Here is a 20,733-nt window from a genome sequence, read left to right as displayed (position 1 = left end):
CGGGCGGCGGCTACGGGGTAAACTGCAAGGATTTTCCCCGTCACGTGCCGCGAGCCATCCGCCCGATGTCCAACGAAACCCCCAGCGCTCCGTCCAGTCCCGCCGCCGATGCCCCGCGCGATTTCATCCGCCAGATCATTCGCGACGACCTGGCCAGCGGCAAGCACGCCAGCACCCGCACGCGCTTCCCGCCCGAGCCGAACGGCTACCTGCACATCGGTCACGCCAAGGCGATCTGCCTGAACTTCGGCATCGCCCGGGAGTTCGCCGGCGGCTGGTGCAACCTGCGCCTGGACGACACCAACCCGGGCAAGGAAGACCCCGAGTTCGTCGAGGGCATCAAGGAGGACGTGCGCTGGCTCGGCTACGCCTGGCACGAGCTGCGCCACGCCTCGGACTACTTCGAGGTGTTCTACCGCGCCGCGATCAAGCTGATCGAGGACGGCAAAGCGTATGTGGACGACCTCAACGCCGACGAGGTGCGCGCCTACCGCGGCACGCTGACCGAGCCGGGCCGCAACTCGCCCTACCGCGACCGCAGCGTGGAAGAGAACCTGGACCTGTTCCGCCGCATGCGCGCGGGCGAATTCGAAGACGGCAGCAAGACGCTGCGCGCGAAGATCGACATGGCCGCCGGCAACATCAACCTGCGCGATCCGGCGATCTACCGCGTGCGCAAGGTCACCCACCAGAACACCGGCGACGCCTGGCCGATCTACCCGATGTATGACTATGCGCACTGCCTGTCCGACGCGCTGGAGTCGATCACCCACTCGCTGTGCACGCTGGAGTTCGAGGACCACCGTCCGCTGTACGACTGGTTCGTCGACCACGTCGACCTGCCCAACCACCCCGAGCTGTGGCAGCCACTGGTCGACGCCGGGCTGGAGACCAAACCCAGCAAGCCGCGCCAGATCGAATTCTCGCGCCTCAACCTCAGCTACTCGATCACCTCCAAGCGCAAGCTCGCGCAGCTGGTGAACGAAGGCCACGTCGACAGCTGGGACGACCCGCGCATGAACACCCTGCGCGGCCTGCGCCGGCGCGGCTTCACCGCGGCCAGCATCCGCCTGCTGATCGAGCGGCTGGGCGTGTCCAAGCAGAACAGCGTGATCGACTACGCCGTGTTCGAAGGCTGCGTGCGCGAGGACCTGGACGCCGCCGCGCCGCGCCGGATGGCCGTGCTCGATCCGCTGAAGCTGGTGATCACCAACCTGCCGGAAGGCCACGAGGAAGTCCTCACCTTCCCCAACCACCCGAAGGACGAGAGCTTCGGCAGCCGCACCGTGCCGTTTTCGCGCGAGGTGTGGATCGAGCGTGACGACTTCGCCGAGGTGCCGCCGAAGGGCTTCCACCGGCTCAAGCCCGAGGGTGAAGTGCGCCTGCGCGGCGTCGGCATCGTGAAGTGCGAGGAGGTCGTCAAGGACGCCGACGGCCAGGTGATCGAAGTGCACTGCACGCTCGATCCCGAGTCCCGCCACGGCCTGCCGGGCGCCGACCGCAAGGTGAAGGGCACCATTCACTGGGTCAGCGCCGTGCACGGCGTGGCGGCCGAGGTGCGCCTGTACGACCGCCTGTTCAGCGTGCCAGCGCCGGACGACGAGAGCGACGGCAAGAGCTGGATCGAGCACATCAACCCGGAGGCCAAGCGCGTCATCACCGGCTGGGTGGAACGAGCCGCCGCGCTGGCCGAGCCGGAGCAGCACTTCCAGTTCGAGCGCCTGGGCTACTTCGTCGCCGACCGCCTCGACCACCGCGAGCACCACCCGGTGTTCAACCGCGTGGTGACCCTGCGCGACACCTGGGCGGCTAAGGGCTGAGCACGATGGGCTTGCTTCCGCAGCAGATCCACCTGACCCTGCCGCCGTGGATCGCCGACGTCGCCGACGCATCGCGCCTGTACGTCACCGACGAGGAGCGCGTGGGCCTGGCGATCGAGCTGGCTCGCCAGAACGTGGCGCTGGGCGGGGGCGGTCCGTTCGGTGCCGCGGTGTTCGACGACGAAGGGCGGCTGATCGCGGCCGGGGTCAATCGCGTGATTCCGCAGAGCTGCTCGGTGGCACACGCCGAAATGATGGCCTACATGGCCGCCCAGCAACGGCTGCAGCGCTTCCGCATCAACGAGGACGGCGAGCGCTACGTGCTGGCCACCAGCGCGCAACCGTGCTGCCAGTGCTACGGCGCCACCGTATGGGCGGGCATCGACGAACTGCTGATCGGCGCCCGCGCCGAGGACGTGGAGGAGCTCACCGAGTTCGACGAAGGCCCGCTGCCAGCCGACTGGACCGGCGAACTGGCCCGCCGCGGCATTGCCGTGCGCCGCGACATCCTGCGCCACGAAGCCCGGGCGGTCCTGGCCGCCTACGGCGCCACCGGGCCGAACTATTGAGCCGGCTGCGCGCCGCGCTGCCGCTGTTCCTGCTGGTCATGGCCGGCGTGGTGCTCTATGCGTCCGGTGCGTTGTCGCAACTCAGCCCGGAATACCTGGTCGCCCACCAGGCCAGGATGCGCGAGGAGATCGCGGCGAACCCATGGCTGGCGAGGCTCAGCTACATCGGCCTGCTCACTCTGGGCATGGCGACCGGCATCCCCGGCACCATCGTGATCATCCTCGCCGGCGGCTTCGCCTTCGGTGTGGTGGAGGGCACGATCTACTCCTCGATCGCACTCACCCTGGGTTCGCTGATCCTGTTCCTCGCCAGCCGCTACGCCTTCGGCGCCGGTCGCAAGCACCCGCCGGCGCTGGTCGAGCGCCTGCGCCACGGCTTCGCCCACCACCCGGTGAGCTACACGCTGTTCCTGCGCTTCGTCCCGGTGCTGCCGTTCGGTGCGGTGACAGTGTGCCTGGCCTGGCTGCGCTGCCGGCTCTGGCTGTTCCTCGGCGCAACCTGGCTGGGTGGCACGATCACGCTGGTGTTCGAGACCCTGGTCGGCGCGGGCCTCGGCGACGCGCTCAGCCAGGCCGATCACATCGGCCTGGGCATGCTGCTCCACCGCAACGTGCTGCTGCCGCTCGGCGGCATCGCGCTGATCTCGCTGCTGCCGCTGCTGGTCGAGCGGCTGACCCGCCACCGCCGCGTGCCGCCCCCGGGCGTGTGACCCAAGCTCGCTACCGACGCCCACGCCCCCTAGAATGAGGGGTTTGCGGCCCTTCGCTGCCACTTCCATCCTCCTACGCCATGCGCCTCTATCTGCAAACTCCGCCTGCCGCGGCCGAAGCGCCGCGCTACGTCCAGATCGTGCTCGAGCAGGATCTGCTCGGCGGCTGGACGCTGTACCGCGAGACCGGCACGCAGGGTGGCAAGGCCACGCTCAAGCGCGAGCAGTTCCTCGAACGCGAGGCGGCGATCGCCGCGTTCGAGAAGGCCCGCGATGCACAACTCAAGCGCGGCTACCGCGTGATGTTCAGCCAGGGCCTCGACGGCCCCTACGGCCGGTGACCGTCATGACCACTCCCCTGAAGAACGACCGCTTCCTGCGTGCGCTGCGGCGCGAGCCCACCGACACCACGCCGATCTGGGTGATGCGCCAGGCCGGCCGCTACCTGCCGGAATACCGCGCCACCCGCGCCCGCGCCGGCAGTTTCATGGGGCTGGCACAGCACCCGGAGTTCGCCTGCGAGGTCACGCTGCAGCCGCTGGCGCGGTTCGAGCTGGACGCGGCGATCCTGTTCTCCGACATCCTGACCATTCCCGATGCGATGGGCCTTGGCCTGTCCTTCGCCGCCGGCGAGGGCCCGCAGTTCGCCCACCCGGTGCGCGACGCCGCCGCGATCGACAAGCTGGCCGTGCCCGACATGGACGGCGAGCTGCGCTACGTGATGGATGCGGTGCGCCTGATCCGCAAGGAGCTGGACGGCCGCGTGCCGCTGATCGGTTTTTCCGGCAGCCCGTGGACGCTGGCCTGCTACATGGTCGAAGGCCACGGCTCGCGCGACTTCGCCACGCTCAAGGCGATGTGCTGGAACGAGCCGGCCGTCGCCCATCGCCTGCTCGACACGCTGGCGCGCGCCGTGGCGGCCTACCTGATCGCCCAGGCACATGCCGGCGCGCAGGCGCTGATGGTGTTCGACACCTGGGGCGGCCTGCTCGGCCCGGCCCCGTTCCGCGAGTTCTCACTGCGCTACATGGCGCAGGTGATCGACCTGCTGCAGGCCGACCCGGTGGCCCGCGAGCTGCCCACGATCCTGTTCTCCAAGGGTGCCGGGCAGCACCTGGCGACGATGGCCGACACCGGCTGCGCCGCGCTCGGCGTGGACTGGACCATCGACCTCGCCGATGCCCGCCGCGCGGTGGCCGGCCGGGTCGCACTCCAGGGCAACCTGGATCCGGCGATCCTGCGCGCCGGGCCGGACGTGATCCGCCGCGAGGCGCGCGCCGTGCTGGACAGCTACGGCAACCACCCGGGCCACGTGTTCAACCTCGGCCACGGCATCACGCCGGAGGTCGATCCGGACCACGTCGCCGCGCTGGTCGACGAAGTGCATGCCTACGGTCGCGCCCTGCGCACAAAGTGATCTGCGTCACAAAATGCCGCTGACCCAGCACTCCGGACCACCTCAAGTCCGGCGCCGCTCACGTCGATAACCCCTCGTCAGAAGGACGGGCGGGCGCGACAGGGCTCCCGCTCGCCTCCTGCGACGTTCAACCGTGAAGGACCGACTGCATCAGCGACCGGCCGGTGTGACCCCGTGCGCCGCCCCGGGCACACCGCCACTGGCCGTCGCCGGCATCCAGCCCGTTTCCCTTCAGGTGTACCGACCCGAAGCGAGAGGAAAACACCATGGGCAAGGAACTACCCGAACCGCAGTTGGAACTGCAGGAAATGCGTGCACTCAGCGACGCGCTGAACCGCGTGCAGGCCGTGATCGAGTTCGACCTCAAGGGCAAGATTCTCGATGCGAACGACAACTTCCTCGCGCTGATGGGGTACACGCTGGGCGACGTGCAGGGCAAGCATCACCGCATGTTCTGCGATCCGGACCACGCCGCCAGTGCCGAATACCGGAAATTCTGGGAACGGCTGGCCAGCGGCAAATTCGACAAGGGCGAATACAAGCGTATCGCCGCGGACGGCCGCGAGGTGTGGATCAATGCCTCCTACAACCCGGTGCTGGACAGCCACGGCAAGCCGTTCAAGGTGATCAAGTTCGCCACCGACATTACCGCATCGCGCAACCAGGCCGCCGAGGTGCAGGGCAAGATGGCGGCGCTGGACAAGTCGCAGGCAGTGATCGAGTTCGATCCTTCCGGCCACGTACTGGTCGCCAACGCCAACTTCCTCGCCACCGTGGGCTACACGCTGGAGGAGATCGCCGGCAAGCACCACCGCATGTTCTGCGACGAGGCGCATGCGGCCAGTCCCGAATACACCGCCTTCTGGGAAAAGCTGCGCAGCGGCGAGTTCGACTCGGGGCGGTATCACCGCGTCGGCAAGGGCGGTCGCCCGATCTGGCTGCAGGCCAGCTACAACCCGGTGTACGACTCGGCCGGCCGCCTGCAGAAGGTGGTCAAGTTCGCCACCGACATCACCGCCCAGGTGGAACTGGAGGAATCGGTCAAGCGCCGTGCCGCCGAGGACCAGCGCAAGGTCGACCTGTTGCTCGACACCGTCCGCAAGGCGGCCGCGGGCGACCTCACCGGCGAGATCACCCTCGAGGGCGACGAGCCGATCGATCAGCTCGCCGCGGGCATCCGCCAGATGATGGGCGACCTGCGCCACGTGATCGCCCAGGTGATCGGCGGCGCCAGCCATTTCTCGCAGGCCTCGACCGAGATCGCCGGGGAGTCCAATTCCATGGCCAGCGGCGCGCAGTTGCTGGGCGCCACGGTGGAGGAGATGAACGCCACCATCGAGGAGCTCACCGCGTCGATCAACTCGATTGCCGGCAATGCCCGCAACGCCGACCTGCTGGCCAAGGACACCCAGCTCGAAGCCGAGCGCGGCGCCAAGGCGATCGACAAGTCGATCGAGGCGATGGGACTGATCAACAAGTCGTCCGAGGACATCGGCGAGATCATCAAGGTGATCGGCGAGATCGCCAGCCAGACCAACCTGCTGGCCTTCAACGCGGCGATCGAAGCCGCCCGCGCCGGCGAGCACGGGCTGGGTTTCTCGGTGGTCGCCGACGAGGTGCGCAAGCTGGCCGAACGTTCCTCGCAGGCCGCCAAGGAGATCTCCAAGCTGATCACCGAGTCGACCCGACGCGTCGCCCAGGGCAGCGAAATCTCCAGGGAAGCGGCGGAGGCCTTCGACAAGATCGTGTTCGGCGTGGCCCGCACCACCCAGGCCATGTCGGAGATCTCCTGCGGCGCCGAGGAGCAGGCCGTGGCCGCCCGTGAAGTGGCCAATGCCGTGCAGCACATCGCCGAAGAGACCGAAAAGACCGCCGCCACCTGCGACAACATCGCCCGCGCCTGCGGCGAGCTGATGCAGGAAGCGAGTGGACTCAACACCACCGTCAACCATTTCGCGGTGTAACGGAGCGAACCGATGATGCTCGAGACCGAGGTCACCGTCGATCCGGCCATCCAGGCGGCATTGTTCGCCCGGGTGCGCCGGCACACCGGCATTGCCATGGCCGAGCGCAAGTGGACCCTGCTGCAGGGCCGCCTGCGCCGGCGCCTGCAGGCGCTGTCGCTGTCGAACTACGGCGATTACCTCGCCGTGCTGGACAGCTCCAACGACGAGGTCGGCCGGTTCATCGACCTGGTCACCACCAACGAGACCTCGTTCTTCCGCACGCCACGGATCTGGGACTACCTGTGGCACGGCTTCCTGCCGGCCTGGCACGCCGCCCATCCGGGCGATGCGCTGCAGATCTGGTCGGCGGCCGCCTCCACCGGCGAGGAGGCCTACTCGCTGGCGATGCTGTGCGAGGAGTTCCGCGAGAAGCATCCGGACTTCCGCTACCGCATCCTGGGCACCGACATCGCTGCCGGCGTGCTGGAAACCGGGCGCGCGGGCCACTATCTGGGCCGCAACATCGACGGCCTGCGCAAGGTGCGCCCGGCGATGCTGGAGAAGTATTTCCTCGGCGTCGACGAGGTCTACACCGCCTCGCCCATGCTCCGCGCGGCGGTGAATTTCCGCACGCACAACCTGTACCAGCGACTGGAGGAGCCCACCCGCTTCGACCTGGTGCTGTTGCGCAATGTGTTGATCTACTTCGACGAGTCCGGCCAGGAGACGGTACTGGAGAACGTGCGCCAGTCGATGTCGCCCCGGGCCGTGCTGCTGGTGGGCGAGTCCGAATCGCTCAACCGCCTGCGCACCGGCTTCGCCTACCAGCAGCCGCTGATCTACCGCAACGATCGTCCGCCGGTGTGAACGGCTGCGACGTCCACGTGAAGATGTGCGAGATGCGCGCCGGCCACGGCCACGAGATCCTGCGCACCACGCTGGGCTCCTGCGTCGGCATCGGCCTGCTCTGGCACCAGCGCGAGCGCTGCGCGCTGGCGCACTGCCTGCTGCCCGAACCGCCCAGCGGCCAGGGGCAGCCCTCGGCCAAGTACGTCACCGACACACTGCCCGCCCTGTTGCGCCTGATCGGCGCCGAACCGGCCGACTACGGCCAGCTCGAGGCCGTCGTCGCCGGCGGCGCCTGCATGGTCAGGCACGACCGGCCGGCGCCTTACGGCCTGATCGGCGAGCAGAACACGCAGATGGCGCAACGCCTGCTGGCCCGGGCCGGCATCCGCGTCGTGCACACCGACACCGGCGGCACCCACGGCCGCCAACTGAGCATCGACTGCCGCACCCGGCAGTACTCGGTGCGTACCTTCGAACGCATCGACTGAGGAAGCCCGCGCATGGACAGTCCGGCCGCTCCGCCCTCCCCCGCCCCGCAGGACGCGATGCAGCTGTTCGGCTCGTTCCATCTGGGCGAATTCGAACTGGCGCTGCCGATCGGCGCGCTGCAGGAAGTCGTGCCCTTTCCCGCCGCGATCACCCGCGTGCCACTGGCACCGCCGCACCTGCTCGGCCTGTTCAACCTGCGCGGCATGCTGATCCCGCTGGCCGACCTCGGCCGGTTCATGGGGCTGGCCGAAGCGGCCGATCGCAGCGACGCACGCATCGCCGTGGTCGCCAGCGGCGAGGCGCGACTGGGCGTGCTGTTCGACCGCACCGGCGAAATGCTGCGGCTGCCGGCCGGCCAGGTGGTGCCGTTCCGGCACGGCAGCGAGTCGCTGGGCCTGATCGAAAGCGCGTTCCACCTGGGCGAGCGCATCCTGCAGGTGCTCTCGGCCGACGCACTGACCCGGCTCCCCGGCCTGCCGCAGGTGCTGAACCCGGACCTGGCCGAGCAGGCGCGCCAGCGTCGCCTGGCCCAGGGACGTCGGCGCCAGGCGGTGTCGTTCCGTGCCGGCGGCCGCCACATGGCCCTGCCGATGGCGGCGATCCACGAAATCATCCGGCTGCCCGCACTGGAGCACTCGGTGCTCGCCGACGATCGTTGCCTGGGCCGCGTACACCTGCGTGGCCGCCCGGTACCGGTGATCGACTTCGCCCGCTTCCTCGGTCTGGCCAGTGACGCAACCGAGACGGCCGCGGACGATGGCGGGGACCTGCGGCGGGTGCTGGTACTGCGCCAGGACGAGTCCTACCTCGGCCTGCGGGTCGACGAGGTCGACAGCATCGTCGGCTACCTCGATGCCCAGGTGCTGCCGATGCCGCCGATCGAGGGGCAGACCGGACTGGTTGCCGGCTGCATCAGCCGCCAGGACAGCGACCAGGACGACCTGGCCCTGGTCGACGCACCGGCGCTGCATGCCGATCCGTTCCTGGCCCACCTGGCCACCGGACATCGCGATCTCTACCTGGTGGCTGCGGACGAGGCAGCCGCGGCGCAGGCCGGCCAGCGGCGCCTGCGCGAGACCTGGGTGACCTTCCGGCTCGACCGCCTGATGGGCCTGCGCATCGAGCAGTTGTGCGAAGTGATCGACTACGACCCGTCACTGATGCGTCCGCCCGGCGCACCGGCTTTCGTGCGCGGCGTGCTGAACCTGCGGCAGAAGCTGATCACCGTGATCGACCTGCGCACGCTCTACGGCATGGAGGCCGCCGCCGATCCAGCGGCATGCAGGATCCTCATCGTCGACCACGCCTGCGCGAAGTACGGCCTGGTGGCCGACTCGGTGCAGAGCATCCTGGGCATCGACCGCGCCGAAAAACTGCGGGTGCCGGCGCTGGTCTCGCACCACCTGCATCCCGAGCTGCAACGGGACCTGCACGAGGTGGCCGAACTGCCCGAGCACGGCACCGTGCTGCTGCTGGACGCCACGCCGCTGCTGCAGCGGATTGCCGGCACCGCGGACGCTCAGGGCGAGCCGGTGCGGGTCCACACCGCCACGTAGTCCACCACCATCGGGTGGCCGGGCTCGGTGGCCGACGTCGGGGTGTCGCGCCCACCGGAGATGGCATAGGCGAAGTCGCCGCCCATCGCCACATCCAGCAGCAGGAAATAGCCGCGCTGGCCGGTGATCTGCTGCCAGGTGACCGGCGGCAGCCGGTCGCGGGTGATCACGCCGTACAACTTGCCGTCGAGGTACCAGCGCAGCGCCTCCGGCACGACGCTGCGGTCCCATTCGAAGGTGAAGGTGTGGAAGCCGTCCTGGCAGCTGGGACCCTCGCAGGCAGCGTGCTGGCCGATGCCGTTGGGCTCGTCACAGGGGCCATCCGGAATCACCCCGCAGTGCAGGGTGCCCCACACCAGGTTCAGCCCGTTGACGTTCTCCATGATGTCGAACTCGCCGGACTGCGGCCAGATGCCGAGACGGCGGAAGCTTTCGCCCAGTGCCCAGAAGGCCGGCCAGTAGCCCAGCGCCGCCTCGCCGCTGACCTGCGGCATGCGCAGGCGGGCCTCCATGCGCAGCACGCCGCCCTCCGGCGGGCGGAAATCGTCGCGCCAGGTCTCGATACGCGCCGAGGTCCACTCGCCATCGGGCCCGCGCAGCGGGGTGATCCGCAGATGACCGCGACCGTCCAGGCTGACGTTGGCCGGGTCGTCGGTGTAGCGCTGCACCTCGTGGGTGCCCCAGTGCGCCGGACCGCCCGGGTAGTTGTGGCCGAGGTCGAACTTCCAGCGCGCCGGATCGGGCCGCTGCCCGGCCGCGCCGTTGAAGTCGTCGCTGAACACCGCCTGCCAGCCGGGCATGGCCGGCACGACGGCCCGTGCCCGCAGCACGGGCAGAGCCAACAGCACCCCCAGCAACACCACCTGCCAGACCCGCGACCGCGGCATGCGCCGCCCCTGTTCCACTGACTTCACAACCACACCCTGTTCCCGGCGGACCGTCCGCACGGGCCCGATTCTGGCACTCCCGCTACCCCGGGAAGCGCATCCGGCGCACGCTTCGACCGTGACGGCCGCGTTTTGGCAGCCCCGGGTCGGGCCCGTACAATGGCCGCCTTTGCGTCCAACCTGCGCGCGGCATCCGCTGCGCGCCGCCAGCGAGTCCCCATGGAAAAGAGCTTCGAACCCGCCCAGATCGAGTCCACCTGGTATGCCCGCTGGGAGGCCAGCGGCGTGTTCAAGCCGTCCGGCCAGGGCGATCCGTACTGCATCCTGCTGCCGCCGCCGAACGTCACCGGCACCCTGCACATGGGCCATGCCTTCCAGCAGACGGTGATGGACATGCTGGTGCGCTACCAGCGCATGCGCGGCATGAACACGCTGTGGCAGGTCGGCACCGACCATGCCGGCATCGCCACGCAGAAGATCGTCGAGAACCAGCTCGCCGCCGAGGGCAGGAGCCGCCACGACCTGGGCCGCGAGGCCTTCGTCGAGCGCGTGTGGGAGTGGAAGGAGGAGTCCGGCTCCACCATCACCCGCCAGATGCGCCGCCTGGGCGTGGCCGCCGACTGGTCGCGCGAGCGCTTCACCATGGACGAGGGCCTGTCGGCCGCCGTGCGCAAGGTGTTCGTCGACTGGTACCGCGCCGGCCTGATCTACCGCGGCAACCGCCTGGTCAACTGGGACCCGGCGCTGGGCACTGCGGTGTCCGACCTGGAGGTGGACAACGTCGAGCGCGACGGCCACCTGTGGTCGATCCGCTATCCGGTCACCGGCAGCGACGAGAGCCTGGTGGTCGCCACCACCCGTCCGGAAACCATGCTCGGCGACGTCGCCGTGGCGGTGCATCCGGAGGACGAGCGCTATGCCCACCTGGTCGGCAAGAGCCTCACCTTGCCGCTGACCGGCCGGCAGATCCCGGTGATCGCCGACGACTACGTCGACCGCGAGTTCGGCACCGGCTGCGTGAAGATCACCCCCGCGCACGATTTCAACGACTACGCGATGGGGCAACGAAAGTCACTGCCCCAGTTCAACATCTTCACGCTGGATGGGAAGGTCATCAGTGACAGCGACTGGGCTGCGCGGAGCTCGAAAGTCGGAGCGAAGCGAGCCCGCTCGAACTATTTCGATACCGCGACAGACATCGGAATCCCGGCGAAGTACCAGGGTCTGGACCGGTTTGATGCCCGCAGGGCGGTGCTGGCCGATCTGGAAGCACAAGGCCTGCTGGTCGAGACCAAGCCGCACAAGCTGAAGGTGCCGGTGAGCCAGCGCTCGGGCGTGGTGATCGAGCCGATGCTCACCGACCAGTGGTTCCTCGACCTCACCCGCGACACCCTGCCCGACGGCCGCCCGGGTGGGCGCAAGGCGATCACCGAGCCGGCGCTCGAAGCGGTGCGCGGCGGCGACATCAAGTTCGTGCCGGAGAACTGGAGCACCACCTACACGCAGTGGCTGGAGAACATCCAGGACTGGTGCGTCAGCCGACAGCTCTGGTGGGGCCACCAGATCCCGGCGTGGTACGACGAGGCCGGCAACATCTTCGTCGGCGAGGACGAGGCCGACGCGGTCGCACACGCCGCCACCGCGCCGGTCGGCGCGCTGCGCCGCGACGAGGACGTGCTCGACACCTGGTTCAGCTCGGCGCTGTGGCCGTTCTCCACCCTGGGCTGGCCGCTGGACGGCCCGGTCACCAACGAGCGTGGCGAGGTGGTCGCGAACTGGGCGCAGGACCAGCAGTTCCTGCCCAGCGCGGTGCTGGTCACCGGCTTCGACATCATCTTCTTCTGGGTCGCCCGCATGGTGATGGCGACCAAGTATTTCACCGGCCGCGTGCCGTTCCGCGAGGTGTACATCAACGCCATCGTGCGCGATGCCGAAGGCCAGAAGATGTCCAAGTCCAAGGGCAACACGCTGGACCCGCTGGACCTGATCGACGGCATCGCACTGGACCCGCTGGTGGCCAAGTCGACCAAGAGCCTGCTGCTACCGCAGGAACGCGAGAAGGTCGAGAAGCGCGTGCGCCGCGACTACCCCGACGGCATCACCGCGATCGGTACCGACGCGCTGCGCTTCACCTTCGCCGCGCTGGCCAGCTACAGCCGCACGATCAACTTCGACATCAAGCGCGCCGAGGGCTACAAGGCGTTCTGCAACAAGCTGTGGAACGCCGCCCGCTTCGTGCTGATGAACCTCCCCGAGGGGCGCATCGAGGCCCCGACCGGCGGCCCGGCCACCGAGGCCGAGCGCTGGATCCTGACCCGCCTGAAGCAGACCCTGGGCGAGGTCGAGCAGCACTTCACCAGCTACCGCTTCGACCTGCTCGCGCAGGCGCTGTACGAGTTCGTCTGGAACGAGTACTGCGACTGGTTCCTGGAGCTGTCCAAGCCGGCGCTCAACGGCGACGACGCCACCGCGGCCGCCTCCACCCGCCACACCCTGCTGGTGGTACTGGAGACCGTGCTGCGCGCGCTGCACCCGATCATCCCGTTCATCACGGAAGAAATCTGGCAATCGGTGGGTCCGAAGCTGGGGCTGACCGAGGCCGAGCTGATCCTGCGCCCCTGGCCGCAGGCCGACGCCATCGCCGCCGACGAGGCCGCCACGGCGGAGATCGAGTGGTTCAAGGCGGTGCTCTCCGGCGTGCGCAGGATCCGCGCGGAGATGAACATCGCGCCGGGCAAGACGATCCCGCTGCTGCTCGCCGACGGCGACGCCTCCGATCGCGCCCGCGCAGCCAAGTTCGCCACGCAGATCGCCTTCCTCGCCCGCGTCGAGCCACCGCAGTGGATCGAGGCCGGTGCCGACGAGCCGGCTGCTGCGGCCGCGGTGGTCGGCAGCCTGCGCGTGCTGATCCCGCTGGCCGGCCTGATCGACCTCACCGCCGAGAAGGTGCGCCTGGCCAAGGAGATCGGCCGCATCGAGGGCGAGATCAAGAAGTGCGAGGGCAAGCTCGGCAACGCCAACTTCGTCGCCAATGCGCCGGCCGAGGTGGTGGCGCAGGAGCGCCAGCGCATCGTCGACTGGAACACCACGCTGGCTGCGCTGCGCGAGCAGGCGGCCAAGCTCGGCTGATCGATCGCGGGCGCCGCCCGCAACGGGCAGCGGCGGCCGGGCACGGATGGCGCCGCCTGGCCCGCTCGATGCCGCGGAGGCCGAACGTCAGGTGTCGTGGCCAACCTGGCCGGCGTCGAAGCCCCGGGTCTTGCGCAGCGCCAGCTGGTTGGAGATGCCCAACAACTCGTAGTGCCCCTCCAGGGTGGCGAGCAGGCCATCGACGCCCAGCTTCGGCGTATCCAGGCGCACCGTCTCGATCTGGCGCATCAGGGAAAATTTGCGCCAGTCGCGCCCATGCAGTTTTTCCCACTTGCGCCGCCACCATGCCGGCCGCGGTGGTGCGCCCAGCTTGGGCGGCACCCACAGGTAGTCGTCGAAGATCATCACGCCGCCGACGCGAAGCATCGGCCAGGCCATCACGCCGTCGGCCAGGGCACCGAACGCCGAGTGCCAGCCGTCCACGTAGACGAGGTCGTACGGGCCGTCGAGCCGCTTGAGCGCCTCGTAGCTTCGTCCGGGAAGCTCGCGGATACGTTCGCGCCAGCGCGCCGTGTTCTGCCGGAACCGTGCGTGGTAGTCGCCGTAGACCGGGTCGTGCTGGAACAGGTCGACGCAATCGATCGTCGCGTCGGCGGCGGTCAGCACGTTCTCGCACAGCCAGACCGTCGAACGCCCCTCGAAGCTGCCGATCTCCAGGGCCCGCAGCCCGGACCGACCGCGCAATGAAGCGAGCCAGCGCTCCCAGTGGGGTACGTTGTGCTCGAACCAGTTGGTCGAATAGGTCCCGCCAGCGGTCATGCAATACCTCTTCAACATCCGGAGAAATGATCGAGATGGGCCGCGGGCACGAGGCGACTCAACCCGTGTGGTCGAGACCGAGCACCAGCTCCATCACGATGGCGTCCTCGCGGCCTTCGCGCGCCGGGTAATAACGGGGACGCCGACCGATCTCGGTGAACCCCACCGAACGGTACAGGCTCTGCGCCACCGGATTGGACGGACGCACTTCCAGGAACACGCGCTCGGCGCGGCTCCAGCGGATCACGTCGAGCAGACGCATCAGCAGGCGCCGACCCAGGCCGCGCCCCTGCCACTGGCGGCCGATGCAAAGATTCAGCACGTGCGCCTCGCCGGCAGCGATCGACAGGATGCCGTAGCCGGCGATCTGCCCTTCAACCCACAGCACCCAGCACGGATGACCCGCGCGCAGGCAGTCGGAGAAGATGCCGCGGCTCCAGGGGAATTCGTAGGACTCCGCTTCCAGCGCGGCCACGGCATCGAGATCCTGCGGCTGCAGGGCGCGGATCTCGCTCGCCGGCGGGCTCACCACGGCCACGCTAGCCCGCTCCGGCCACCGCCAGTGCGCGACGCAACTGTCTGAGCGCCGCCCACAACCGCCGCTTGCCCTGCGCACCGGCGAACAGCGCCTCCGGAGCATCGACCAGGGCGATGTGTGCCTGGCTCATCACCGCCGCCGGCAGCTCGCGCCCCAGCGCATGCGCCTGGGCCTGCCCGAACACGAGATAAGCCGGCGCATGCGGCACGGGCCCCTGCGGTTGGCCATCGGCCACCAGCACCCGCCCGGCCCGGGCGATCCCGGCGCCCGCCGCCTGCAGCGCCCGCCCCAGCACGTCCATGGTCCGCGGCGGCAGCTGCGCCGGCAGCACCACGATGCAGCGCGCCACCGGTGGTTCGACCGCCGGCGCATCCAGCATCGGCTCCTCGGCCGGGGCGCCCGACTCGCGCACCCGACGCACCCACGGCGTGATGCCCATGGCCTGCAGGACCTGCTGGCGGCGCGCATCGAGCATCGGCAGCCTCCTCAGGTGCCCCGCCGGACGCGGCGATGGGTGGCACGCCCCCACAGGGTCAGCACCGGACCGGACAGCAGGTAGGCGGAGAACACCGCCAGCAACAGCCGCGGCGGATCGATCGCCAGCAGCACCAGTACCAGCACGGCCACGACCATCCAGACGAACGACACGCCCTCGCCGGCGGTCCACGGCAACGACTTGAAGCTGAAATAACGGAATCGGCTGACCATCAGCAGGCCGGTCACCATCGCCAGTACCGGCGTGACGAAGCACAGGGTGCTGCCGGCGATGCCGGTCTTCTCCATGGTCCAGACGAACGACATGCAGACGGCCGCAGCCGACGGGCTGGCCAGACCCTGAAAATAGCGCTTGTCGACCACCGCCACCTGGGTGTTGAAGCGGGCCAGCCGCAACGCGCCGCAGGCGGCGTAGATGAACGCCGCTGCCCAGCCCACCTTGCCCCACATCGGCCCGTACTCGCGCAGGGCCGACAGCGACCAGGTGTACATCACCAGCGCCGGCGCCAGGCCGAAGCTGACCAGGTCGGACAGCGAGTCGTACTGCACGCCGAACTCGCTCTGCGTGTGGGTCATGCGCGCCACGCGGCCATCCAGGCCGTCCAGCAGCGCGGCCACGAACACCGCGATCGCCGCCTCGGTGTAACGGCCCCCAATGCTCGCCACGATGGCGTAAAACCCCGAGAACATGGCCGCGGTGGTGAACAGGTTCGGCAGCAGGTAGATGCCGCGGTGGCGCGGCCGTCGTACGGGCGTGTCGGGGTTCATCGACCGATCCAGTGGAAGCTGGCGCGCATTGTAGAACACCGGCGCTTGAGTCCGGCCCGCGCCGGTGATACGAAAGGCGCCTGAACCCGCGCCCCTGGAGAGCACCATGTTCCGTCGCCCCCTGTTCGTCCTGCTGCTGGCCGCCAGTTGCAGCGTATCGGCCCAGGCTTACAAATGGGTCGATACTCATGGCGTGGTGCATTACACCGAGTCCGCCCCTCCTCCGGGGACGAAATACAAGCGCATCACCCTGACCGGCGATGCCGAACCCCTGGCCAGGCCCGCGGCCGCGCCGACCGGTAGCCAGCCGGCCGACACGGGGCCGGAGGCCGTTTCCTCGAACCTGCCCATGCAGGACACGCCTGCCAACCGGGCCAAGCTCTGCGCGTCGCTGAAAACCAACCTCGCCGCCCTGCATGGCAACGGCCCCGTCGTCATGCAGCAGAATGGAAAGCAGGTGCTGCTCGACGCCGACCAGCGCAAGGCGCAGACCGACTCGGCCCAGGCGCAGTACTCGCAGTATTGCCTCGAGCAGCAATAGTCCCCGGTGGGGGAACAGCCCTGATGGTCCTCCGGCTGGCATAATCGGCGCCTTTACCCCGAACGCCGGATCGCCCGCATGCGCCTCAGCCAATTCCACCTGGCCACCGTCAAGGAAGTCCCCGCCGAAGCCGAGCTGGTCAGCCACAAGCTGATGCTGCGCGCCGGCATGATCCGCAAGCTGGCGGCCGGCCTCTATACCTGGACCCCGCTCGGCCTGCGCGTACTGCGCAAGGTCGAGGCGGTCGTGCGCGAGGAAATGGACCGCGCCGGCGCAATCGAGATGCTGATGCCCACGGTGCAACCGAGAGAGCTGTGGGAGGAAACCGGCCGCTGGGAGAAGTTCGGCGGACAACTGCTGAAGATCGCCGACCGCAAGGCGCAGGATTTCTGCTATGCGCCCACCGCCGAGGAAGTGATCACCGACTTCGCACGCCAGGAACTGAAGAGCTACAAGCAGCTTCCGGTCAACTTCTACCAGATCCAGACCAAGTTCCGCGACGAGATCCGCCCCCGCTTCGGCGTGATGCGCGCGCGCGAGTTCCTGATGAAGGACGCCTACTCCTTCCACCTCGGCCAGGAGTCGCTGGCACAGACCTACCAGGCAATGTACGACGCCTATGGGCGCATCTTCACCCGGCTTGGCCTGAAGTTCCGCGCCGTGCAGGCGGACACCGGCGCGATCGGCGGCAACGCCAGCCACGAGTTCCAGGTAATCGCCGACTCCGGCGAGGACGTGATCGCCTTCTCCGACGGCTCGGACTATGCCGCCAACGTGGAGAAGGCCGAGGCGCTGTCGCCCGCCATCGCGCGCCCGGCACCGTCCGCTGCCCTGTCCCGCGTCGACACGCCGAAGCAGAAAACCATCGACGAGGTCTCCGCCTTCCTGAGGGTGCCGGCGACGCAGTGCGTGAAGACGCTGATCGTCAAGGGCCGCGAGGGTCTGGTCGCGCTGTGCCTGCGCGGCGACCACGCGTTCAACGAGGTGAAGGCCAACAAGCTGCCCGAGCTGACGGACGACATCGTGATGGCGTCCGAGGAGGAGATCGTGGCCGCCATCGGCGCGAAGCCCGGCTCGATCGGCCCGGTCGGCCTGCCGGAGTCGATCCCGTTGATCGTCGATCGCAGCGCGGCCGTGCTGGCCGACTTCGTCTGCGGCGGCAATACCGACGACACCCACTACACCGGTGCCAACTGGGAGCGCGACGCACGCATCACCCGGGTGGAGGACATCCGCCAGGTGGTCGCCGGCGACCCCTCGCCGGATGGCCTGGGCACGCTGCGGATCGCCCGCGGCATCGAGGTTGGCCACGTGTTCCAGCTCGGCTCCAAATACGCCGAGGCGATGGACGCCACCGTGCTCGACGACCAGGGCAAGGCACAGGTGATGCTGATGGGCTGCTACGGCATCGGCGTGAGCCGCATCGTGGCCGCCGCGATCGAACAGCGCCACGACGACGCCGGCATCCTCTGGCCGGAGCCGATGGCGCCCTGGCGCGTGGCGGTGTGCATGATCAATCCCAAGGGCCAGGCCGAGGTCACCGCGGCCGCCGAATCGCTCTATTCGGAGCTGGCCGCCCGCGGTATCGAGGTGGTGCTGGACGATCGCGGCCTGCGCCCGGGCGCGATGTTCGCGGACATGGAGCTGATCGGCATTCCGCACCGCGTGGTGGTGAGCGAACGCGGGGTGGCCGCCGGCACGCTGGAATACCGCGCGCGCGACGCGGCCGAGAGCCGCCAGGTCACGGTGGACGAACTGCTTCGGCTATTTGGCTGATTGCCAGCACACTGCAAATGAAAAGCCGCCTTCGGGCGGCTTTTTTATTGCGTGCCGGATGCCGCCTGATAATCCCCACGCACACCGTCACCAGCACCCGGATAATCCGGCCGCATCGGCTTTATTGGCAAACGCGGCAGGTAACATCCGTAAAGACGATTCCATCACGCCGGCACGAATATTTTGCAAATCGCCATCTATTACGGGAGAATGCGTGCCGCATCAGGATGGCGCAATCGCCTTAATGGCGATACCAAAACCAGTCAATTGAATATTCCAACGCGGAGTTGTCCATGGCCGTCGATATCAAGAATCTCAACCACAACCAGCTCAACGACCTGATCGCCAAAGCGCAGACCCGCCAGGAAGAACTGCGCAAGGAAAAGGTCGGCAAGCTGCGCGAGAAGGTCCACGCGCTGATCAAGGCCGAGGGTTACACCTTCGACGACATCTTCGGTTCCGCCCGTGGCGGCAAGGTGCGTCGCGCCAAGACCACGGTGGCCCCGAAGTACCGCAATCCTGCCAATCCCGAGCAGACCTGGTCCGGCCGTGGCAAGCGCCCGCGCTGGTTCAACGACGCGCTGAAGGCCGGCAAGAAGGAAAAGGATCTGGCGATCTGATCGCCGCACGGTCCATTGAAACCGCGGAACGCCGGCCTTCGCGCCGGCGTTTTGTTTTTCGCGGGAGACAGGCGCTAGAGCGAACGCCGCGACGATACCAGCAGATCGCCGAAAAGCAGCCCCGCCACCAGTGAAACGAGCAGGGTCAGCAGTAGTACGCCGGTATCCAGTCCCAGCACGGTATCCCGCTCGAACAGATAGGACACGCTGCGGAATCCCACGCTTCCGGGCACCAGCAGGATAATCCCGGGCTCGCGGATCACCGCACCGGGGCGATGCATCCAGCGGGCGTAGAGATTGGCGATCGAACCCAGCAGGAACCCGCCCAGGAATACGCCGAACGGCGCCCCCGGAATGGAGCCGGAAATCAATCCTCCCCAGCGCGTGGCCAGATAACCCACCAGCACCGCACCGATCACCACTGGCCAGTCGCGGCGCGCGGCGCGAAACAGGATCGCGAAGCCGAATGCGCCCAGCAGCAGCGACGGATAATCGACCCAGCCCGGAAGTGGCGGCAATGCATAGGTCCCCGGATCGATGCCCAACGCCCCGCACAGCTGGGTCGCCGCCACGGTGCCGAAGGTGAGCTTGAGCAACGTGGAGATCGCCCCACCCATGCGCGCCACCCCCGACACCAGGTGCTGGCTGGAGATCTCGCGCACGGCGGTGGTCAGCGACATGCCCGGCACCAGCACGATCAGCCCCGCCAGCACTACCGACTTCACCGCCAGCGGCACCACGTAGGCACTGACCAGGATCGCGATGGTGGTCGCCACCAGCGCGCAGATCGCATCGCTGGCCGCCGCCAGCCGCGGCCGGCTGGCAGCGAGGATGGTGATCGCGCCGATCACCAGCCCGATCAGCCCCGAGGCCAGCAGGTCCGCCCACGAGCTGTGCAGCAGCAGGCCCACCACGCAGGCGGCGGACAGCCCGTAGCTGGCCACCACGCCGGCCTGCGCCCGCCGTGTATCAGGCAGGCCGAGCAGCCGCAGCAGGCGGAAGCCCTCGCGCAGCTCGATCTCCCCGGACATCACGCGGTCGGCGATTTCGTCCGCCTCGCACAACCGCGCCAGGTTCACGTCGCCCGGCGGCAGCCGCATCACCTGGGTGACCTGCGCCAGCCCCTCGTCGCCCTGGGCCAGGTCGGAGAACGAAATGATGATCGCGGTGGGACTGGACCAGACGTCGGCGGCCAGTCCCATCTGCTGCGCCGAGCGGGCGATCGCCATCTCCAGCCGGGGCGCGGTGGTGCCGTACTGGTGCAGGCGGCGCGCCAGCTCCACCAGGAAGCTGATCCGCGTGTTCAGCGCAGCCGTGGAGAAATCGGCCGATGCAGCGACGGGGACGACGGCGCTCATGCCGCGCGCGCTCCGGTCCTGGCCGGACTCCACCCGCTCATGCCGCGGAACGCACCTGCAGGGTGGTGCCGTCCACGGCCACCACCTCCACCGTGGCACCGACCGGCAACTCCGGGCCGGCCACCAGCCACTGGCCGTCACCCACGCGCGCCTTGCCGCGGCCGTTGACGATAGCCTCGCTGAGCACGTAGCGCTGGCCGATCATCTGTTCGGCACGGCGGTTGAGGCGCTCGCTGCCCGGCGCGCTGCGCTCGATGCGCGGACGCAGCTTGCGGGCGTAGAACACGCAGGCGGCCAGCGCCAGCACCGCGAACAGCACCGCCTGCAGCAGCAGGCCCATGCCCGGCACCAGCCACAGCAGTACGCCCATCGCCGCGGCCGCGATGCCGATCCACAGCAGGAAATAGCCGGGGATCAGCACTTCGCCGCCGATCAGCAGCAGGGCCAGGATCCACCAGAGGTAATGCGCGGATAGATTCCACATG

20 protein-coding genes are annotated in these 20,733 nt (G+C 68.6%); 13 read left to right on the top strand and 7 right to left on the bottom strand.

Annotation, left to right across the window (positions count from 1 at the left end; all coding sequences use genetic code 11):
- Nucleotides 1-65: 65 nt before the first annotated feature.
- The 9 genes from ATSB10_RS18385 (at nucleotide 66) to ATSB10_RS18345 (ending at nucleotide 9,356) form a co-directional block, all read left to right on the top strand.
- The gene (locus tag ATSB10_RS18385; protein ID WP_063674156.1) at nucleotides 66-1,820 is read left to right on the top strand and encodes a glutamine--tRNA ligase/YqeY domain fusion protein; all 1,755 of its coding nucleotides are present in this window, start codon (nucleotides 66-68) and stop codon (nucleotides 1,818-1,820) included.
- Nucleotides 1,821-1,831: 11 nt separating this feature from the next.
- Complete coding sequence (locus ATSB10_RS18380; RefSeq protein WP_063674578.1) at nucleotides 1,832-2,389, top strand: nucleoside deaminase; 558 nt, start codon at nucleotides 1,832-1,834, stop codon at nucleotides 2,387-2,389.
- Nucleotides 2,386-3,099 (top strand): TVP38/TMEM64 family protein, encoded by a 714-nt coding sequence (locus ATSB10_RS18375; RefSeq protein WP_063674155.1) that lies wholly within the window; start codon nucleotides 2,386-2,388, stop codon nucleotides 3,097-3,099. Before ATSB10_RS18380 ends, ATSB10_RS18375 begins: the two co-directional genes overlap by 4 nt.
- Nucleotides 3,100-3,179: 80 nt before the next feature.
- On the top strand, nucleotides 3,180-3,440 hold the full coding sequence (locus ATSB10_RS18370; protein ID WP_063674154.1) for a WGR domain-containing protein: 261 nt from the start codon (nucleotides 3,180-3,182) through the stop codon (nucleotides 3,438-3,440).
- Between the two features lie 5 nt (nucleotides 3,441-3,445).
- Nucleotides 3,446-4,516 (top strand): uroporphyrinogen decarboxylase, encoded by a 1,071-nt coding sequence (gene hemE, locus ATSB10_RS18365; RefSeq protein WP_063674153.1) that lies wholly within the window; start codon nucleotides 3,446-3,448, stop codon nucleotides 4,514-4,516.
- A 266-nt stretch (nucleotides 4,517-4,782) separates the two neighbouring features.
- Nucleotides 4,783-6,480, top strand: a complete 1,698-nt coding sequence (locus tag ATSB10_RS18360; RefSeq protein ID WP_063674152.1) for a methyl-accepting chemotaxis protein — start codon at nucleotides 4,783-4,785, stop codon at nucleotides 6,478-6,480.
- A 12-nt stretch (nucleotides 6,481-6,492) separates the two neighbouring features.
- Nucleotides 6,493-7,329, top strand: a complete 837-nt coding sequence (locus tag ATSB10_RS18355) for a CheR family methyltransferase (RefSeq protein ID WP_083966291.1) — start codon at nucleotides 6,493-6,495, stop codon at nucleotides 7,327-7,329.
- Nucleotides 7,326-7,799, top strand: a complete 474-nt coding sequence (locus tag ATSB10_RS18350; protein WP_063674151.1) for a chemotaxis protein CheD — start codon at nucleotides 7,326-7,328, stop codon at nucleotides 7,797-7,799. The genes ATSB10_RS18355 and ATSB10_RS18350 overlap by 4 nt, the downstream gene beginning before the upstream one ends.
- Nucleotides 7,800-7,811: 12 nt before the next feature.
- Complete coding sequence (locus ATSB10_RS18345) at nucleotides 7,812-9,356, top strand: chemotaxis protein CheW (protein ID WP_063674150.1); 1,545 nt, start codon at nucleotides 7,812-7,814, stop codon at nucleotides 9,354-9,356.
- On the opposite strand, the gene ATSB10_RS18340 is transcribed toward ATSB10_RS18345, so the two are convergent.
- Complete coding sequence (locus ATSB10_RS18340) at nucleotides 9,320-10,243, bottom strand: glycoside hydrolase family 16 protein (protein WP_236886457.1); 924 nt, start codon at nucleotides 10,241-10,243, stop codon at nucleotides 9,320-9,322. The genes ATSB10_RS18345 and ATSB10_RS18340 overlap by 37 nt on opposite strands.
- Before the next feature lie 219 nt (nucleotides 10,244-10,462).
- On the opposite strand from ATSB10_RS18340, the gene ATSB10_RS18335 reads away from it, so the two are divergent.
- Nucleotides 10,463-13,372: a valine--tRNA ligase gene (locus ATSB10_RS18335; RefSeq protein WP_063674149.1), complete on the top strand. Its 2,910-nt coding sequence runs from the start codon at nucleotides 10,463-10,465 to the stop codon at nucleotides 13,370-13,372.
- A gap of 87 nt (nucleotides 13,373-13,459) precedes the next feature.
- On the opposite strand, the gene ATSB10_RS18330 is transcribed toward ATSB10_RS18335, so the two are convergent.
- The 4 genes from ATSB10_RS18330 to pssA are packed head-to-tail and all read right to left on the bottom strand — an operon-like array spanning nucleotide 13,460 to nucleotide 15,953.
- Nucleotides 13,460-14,152, bottom strand: coding sequence for a class I SAM-dependent methyltransferase (locus ATSB10_RS18330; protein ID WP_063674148.1), 693 nt, complete (start codon nucleotides 14,150-14,152; stop codon nucleotides 13,460-13,462).
- 58 nt (nucleotides 14,153-14,210) lie between these two features.
- Nucleotides 14,211-14,690: a ribosomal protein S18-alanine N-acetyltransferase gene (gene rimI / locus ATSB10_RS18325; protein WP_063674147.1), complete on the bottom strand. Its 480-nt coding sequence runs from the start codon at nucleotides 14,688-14,690 to the stop codon at nucleotides 14,211-14,213.
- Nucleotide 14,691: 1 nt separating this feature from the next.
- Complete coding sequence (locus tag ATSB10_RS18320) at nucleotides 14,692-15,165, bottom strand: hypothetical protein (RefSeq protein ID WP_063674146.1); 474 nt, start codon at nucleotides 15,163-15,165, stop codon at nucleotides 14,692-14,694.
- Between the two features lie 11 nt (nucleotides 15,166-15,176).
- Entirely contained in the window at nucleotides 15,177-15,953 is a 777-nt protein-coding gene (gene pssA / locus ATSB10_RS18315) for a CDP-diacylglycerol--serine O-phosphatidyltransferase (protein ID WP_063674575.1), read from the bottom strand.
- 106 nt (nucleotides 15,954-16,059) lie between these two features.
- On the opposite strand from pssA, the gene ATSB10_RS18310 reads away from it, so the two are divergent.
- The 3 genes from ATSB10_RS18310 (at nucleotide 16,060) to ATSB10_RS18300 (ending at nucleotide 18,890) form a co-directional block, all read left to right on the top strand.
- Nucleotides 16,060-16,494 (top strand): DUF4124 domain-containing protein, encoded by a 435-nt coding sequence (locus ATSB10_RS18310; protein ID WP_063674145.1) that lies wholly within the window; start codon nucleotides 16,060-16,062, stop codon nucleotides 16,492-16,494.
- A 78-nt stretch (nucleotides 16,495-16,572) separates the two neighbouring features.
- Complete coding sequence (locus ATSB10_RS18305) at nucleotides 16,573-18,270, top strand: proline--tRNA ligase (RefSeq protein WP_063674144.1); 1,698 nt, start codon at nucleotides 16,573-16,575, stop codon at nucleotides 18,268-18,270.
- A 293-nt stretch (nucleotides 18,271-18,563) separates the two neighbouring features.
- Nucleotides 18,564-18,890 (top strand): H-NS histone family protein, encoded by a 327-nt coding sequence (locus ATSB10_RS18300; RefSeq protein WP_017464016.1) that lies wholly within the window; start codon nucleotides 18,564-18,566, stop codon nucleotides 18,888-18,890.
- Between the two features lie 74 nt (nucleotides 18,891-18,964).
- Here the strand turns inward: ATSB10_RS18300 and ATSB10_RS18295 are convergent, their stop codons facing one another.
- Together ATSB10_RS18295 and ATSB10_RS18290 are read right to left on the bottom strand one after the other, a co-directional pair.
- Nucleotides 18,965-20,248 (bottom strand): threonine/serine exporter family protein, encoded by a 1,284-nt coding sequence (locus ATSB10_RS18295; protein WP_063674143.1) that lies wholly within the window; start codon nucleotides 20,246-20,248, stop codon nucleotides 18,965-18,967.
- Between the two features lie 37 nt (nucleotides 20,249-20,285).
- On the bottom strand, nucleotides 20,286-20,732 hold the full coding sequence (locus ATSB10_RS18290; RefSeq protein WP_063674142.1) for an NfeD family protein: 447 nt from the start codon (nucleotides 20,730-20,732) through the stop codon (nucleotides 20,286-20,288).
- Nucleotide 20,733 lies beyond the last annotated feature (1 nt).

It is taken from the genome of Dyella thiooxydans (genome assembly GCF_001641285.1).
Lineage (GTDB): Bacteria > Pseudomonadota > Gammaproteobacteria > Xanthomonadales > Rhodanobacteraceae > Dyella_A > Dyella_A thiooxydans.
Note: the sequence above shows the minus strand (reverse complement) of the source record. Positions and strands in the feature narration are given on the sequence as shown.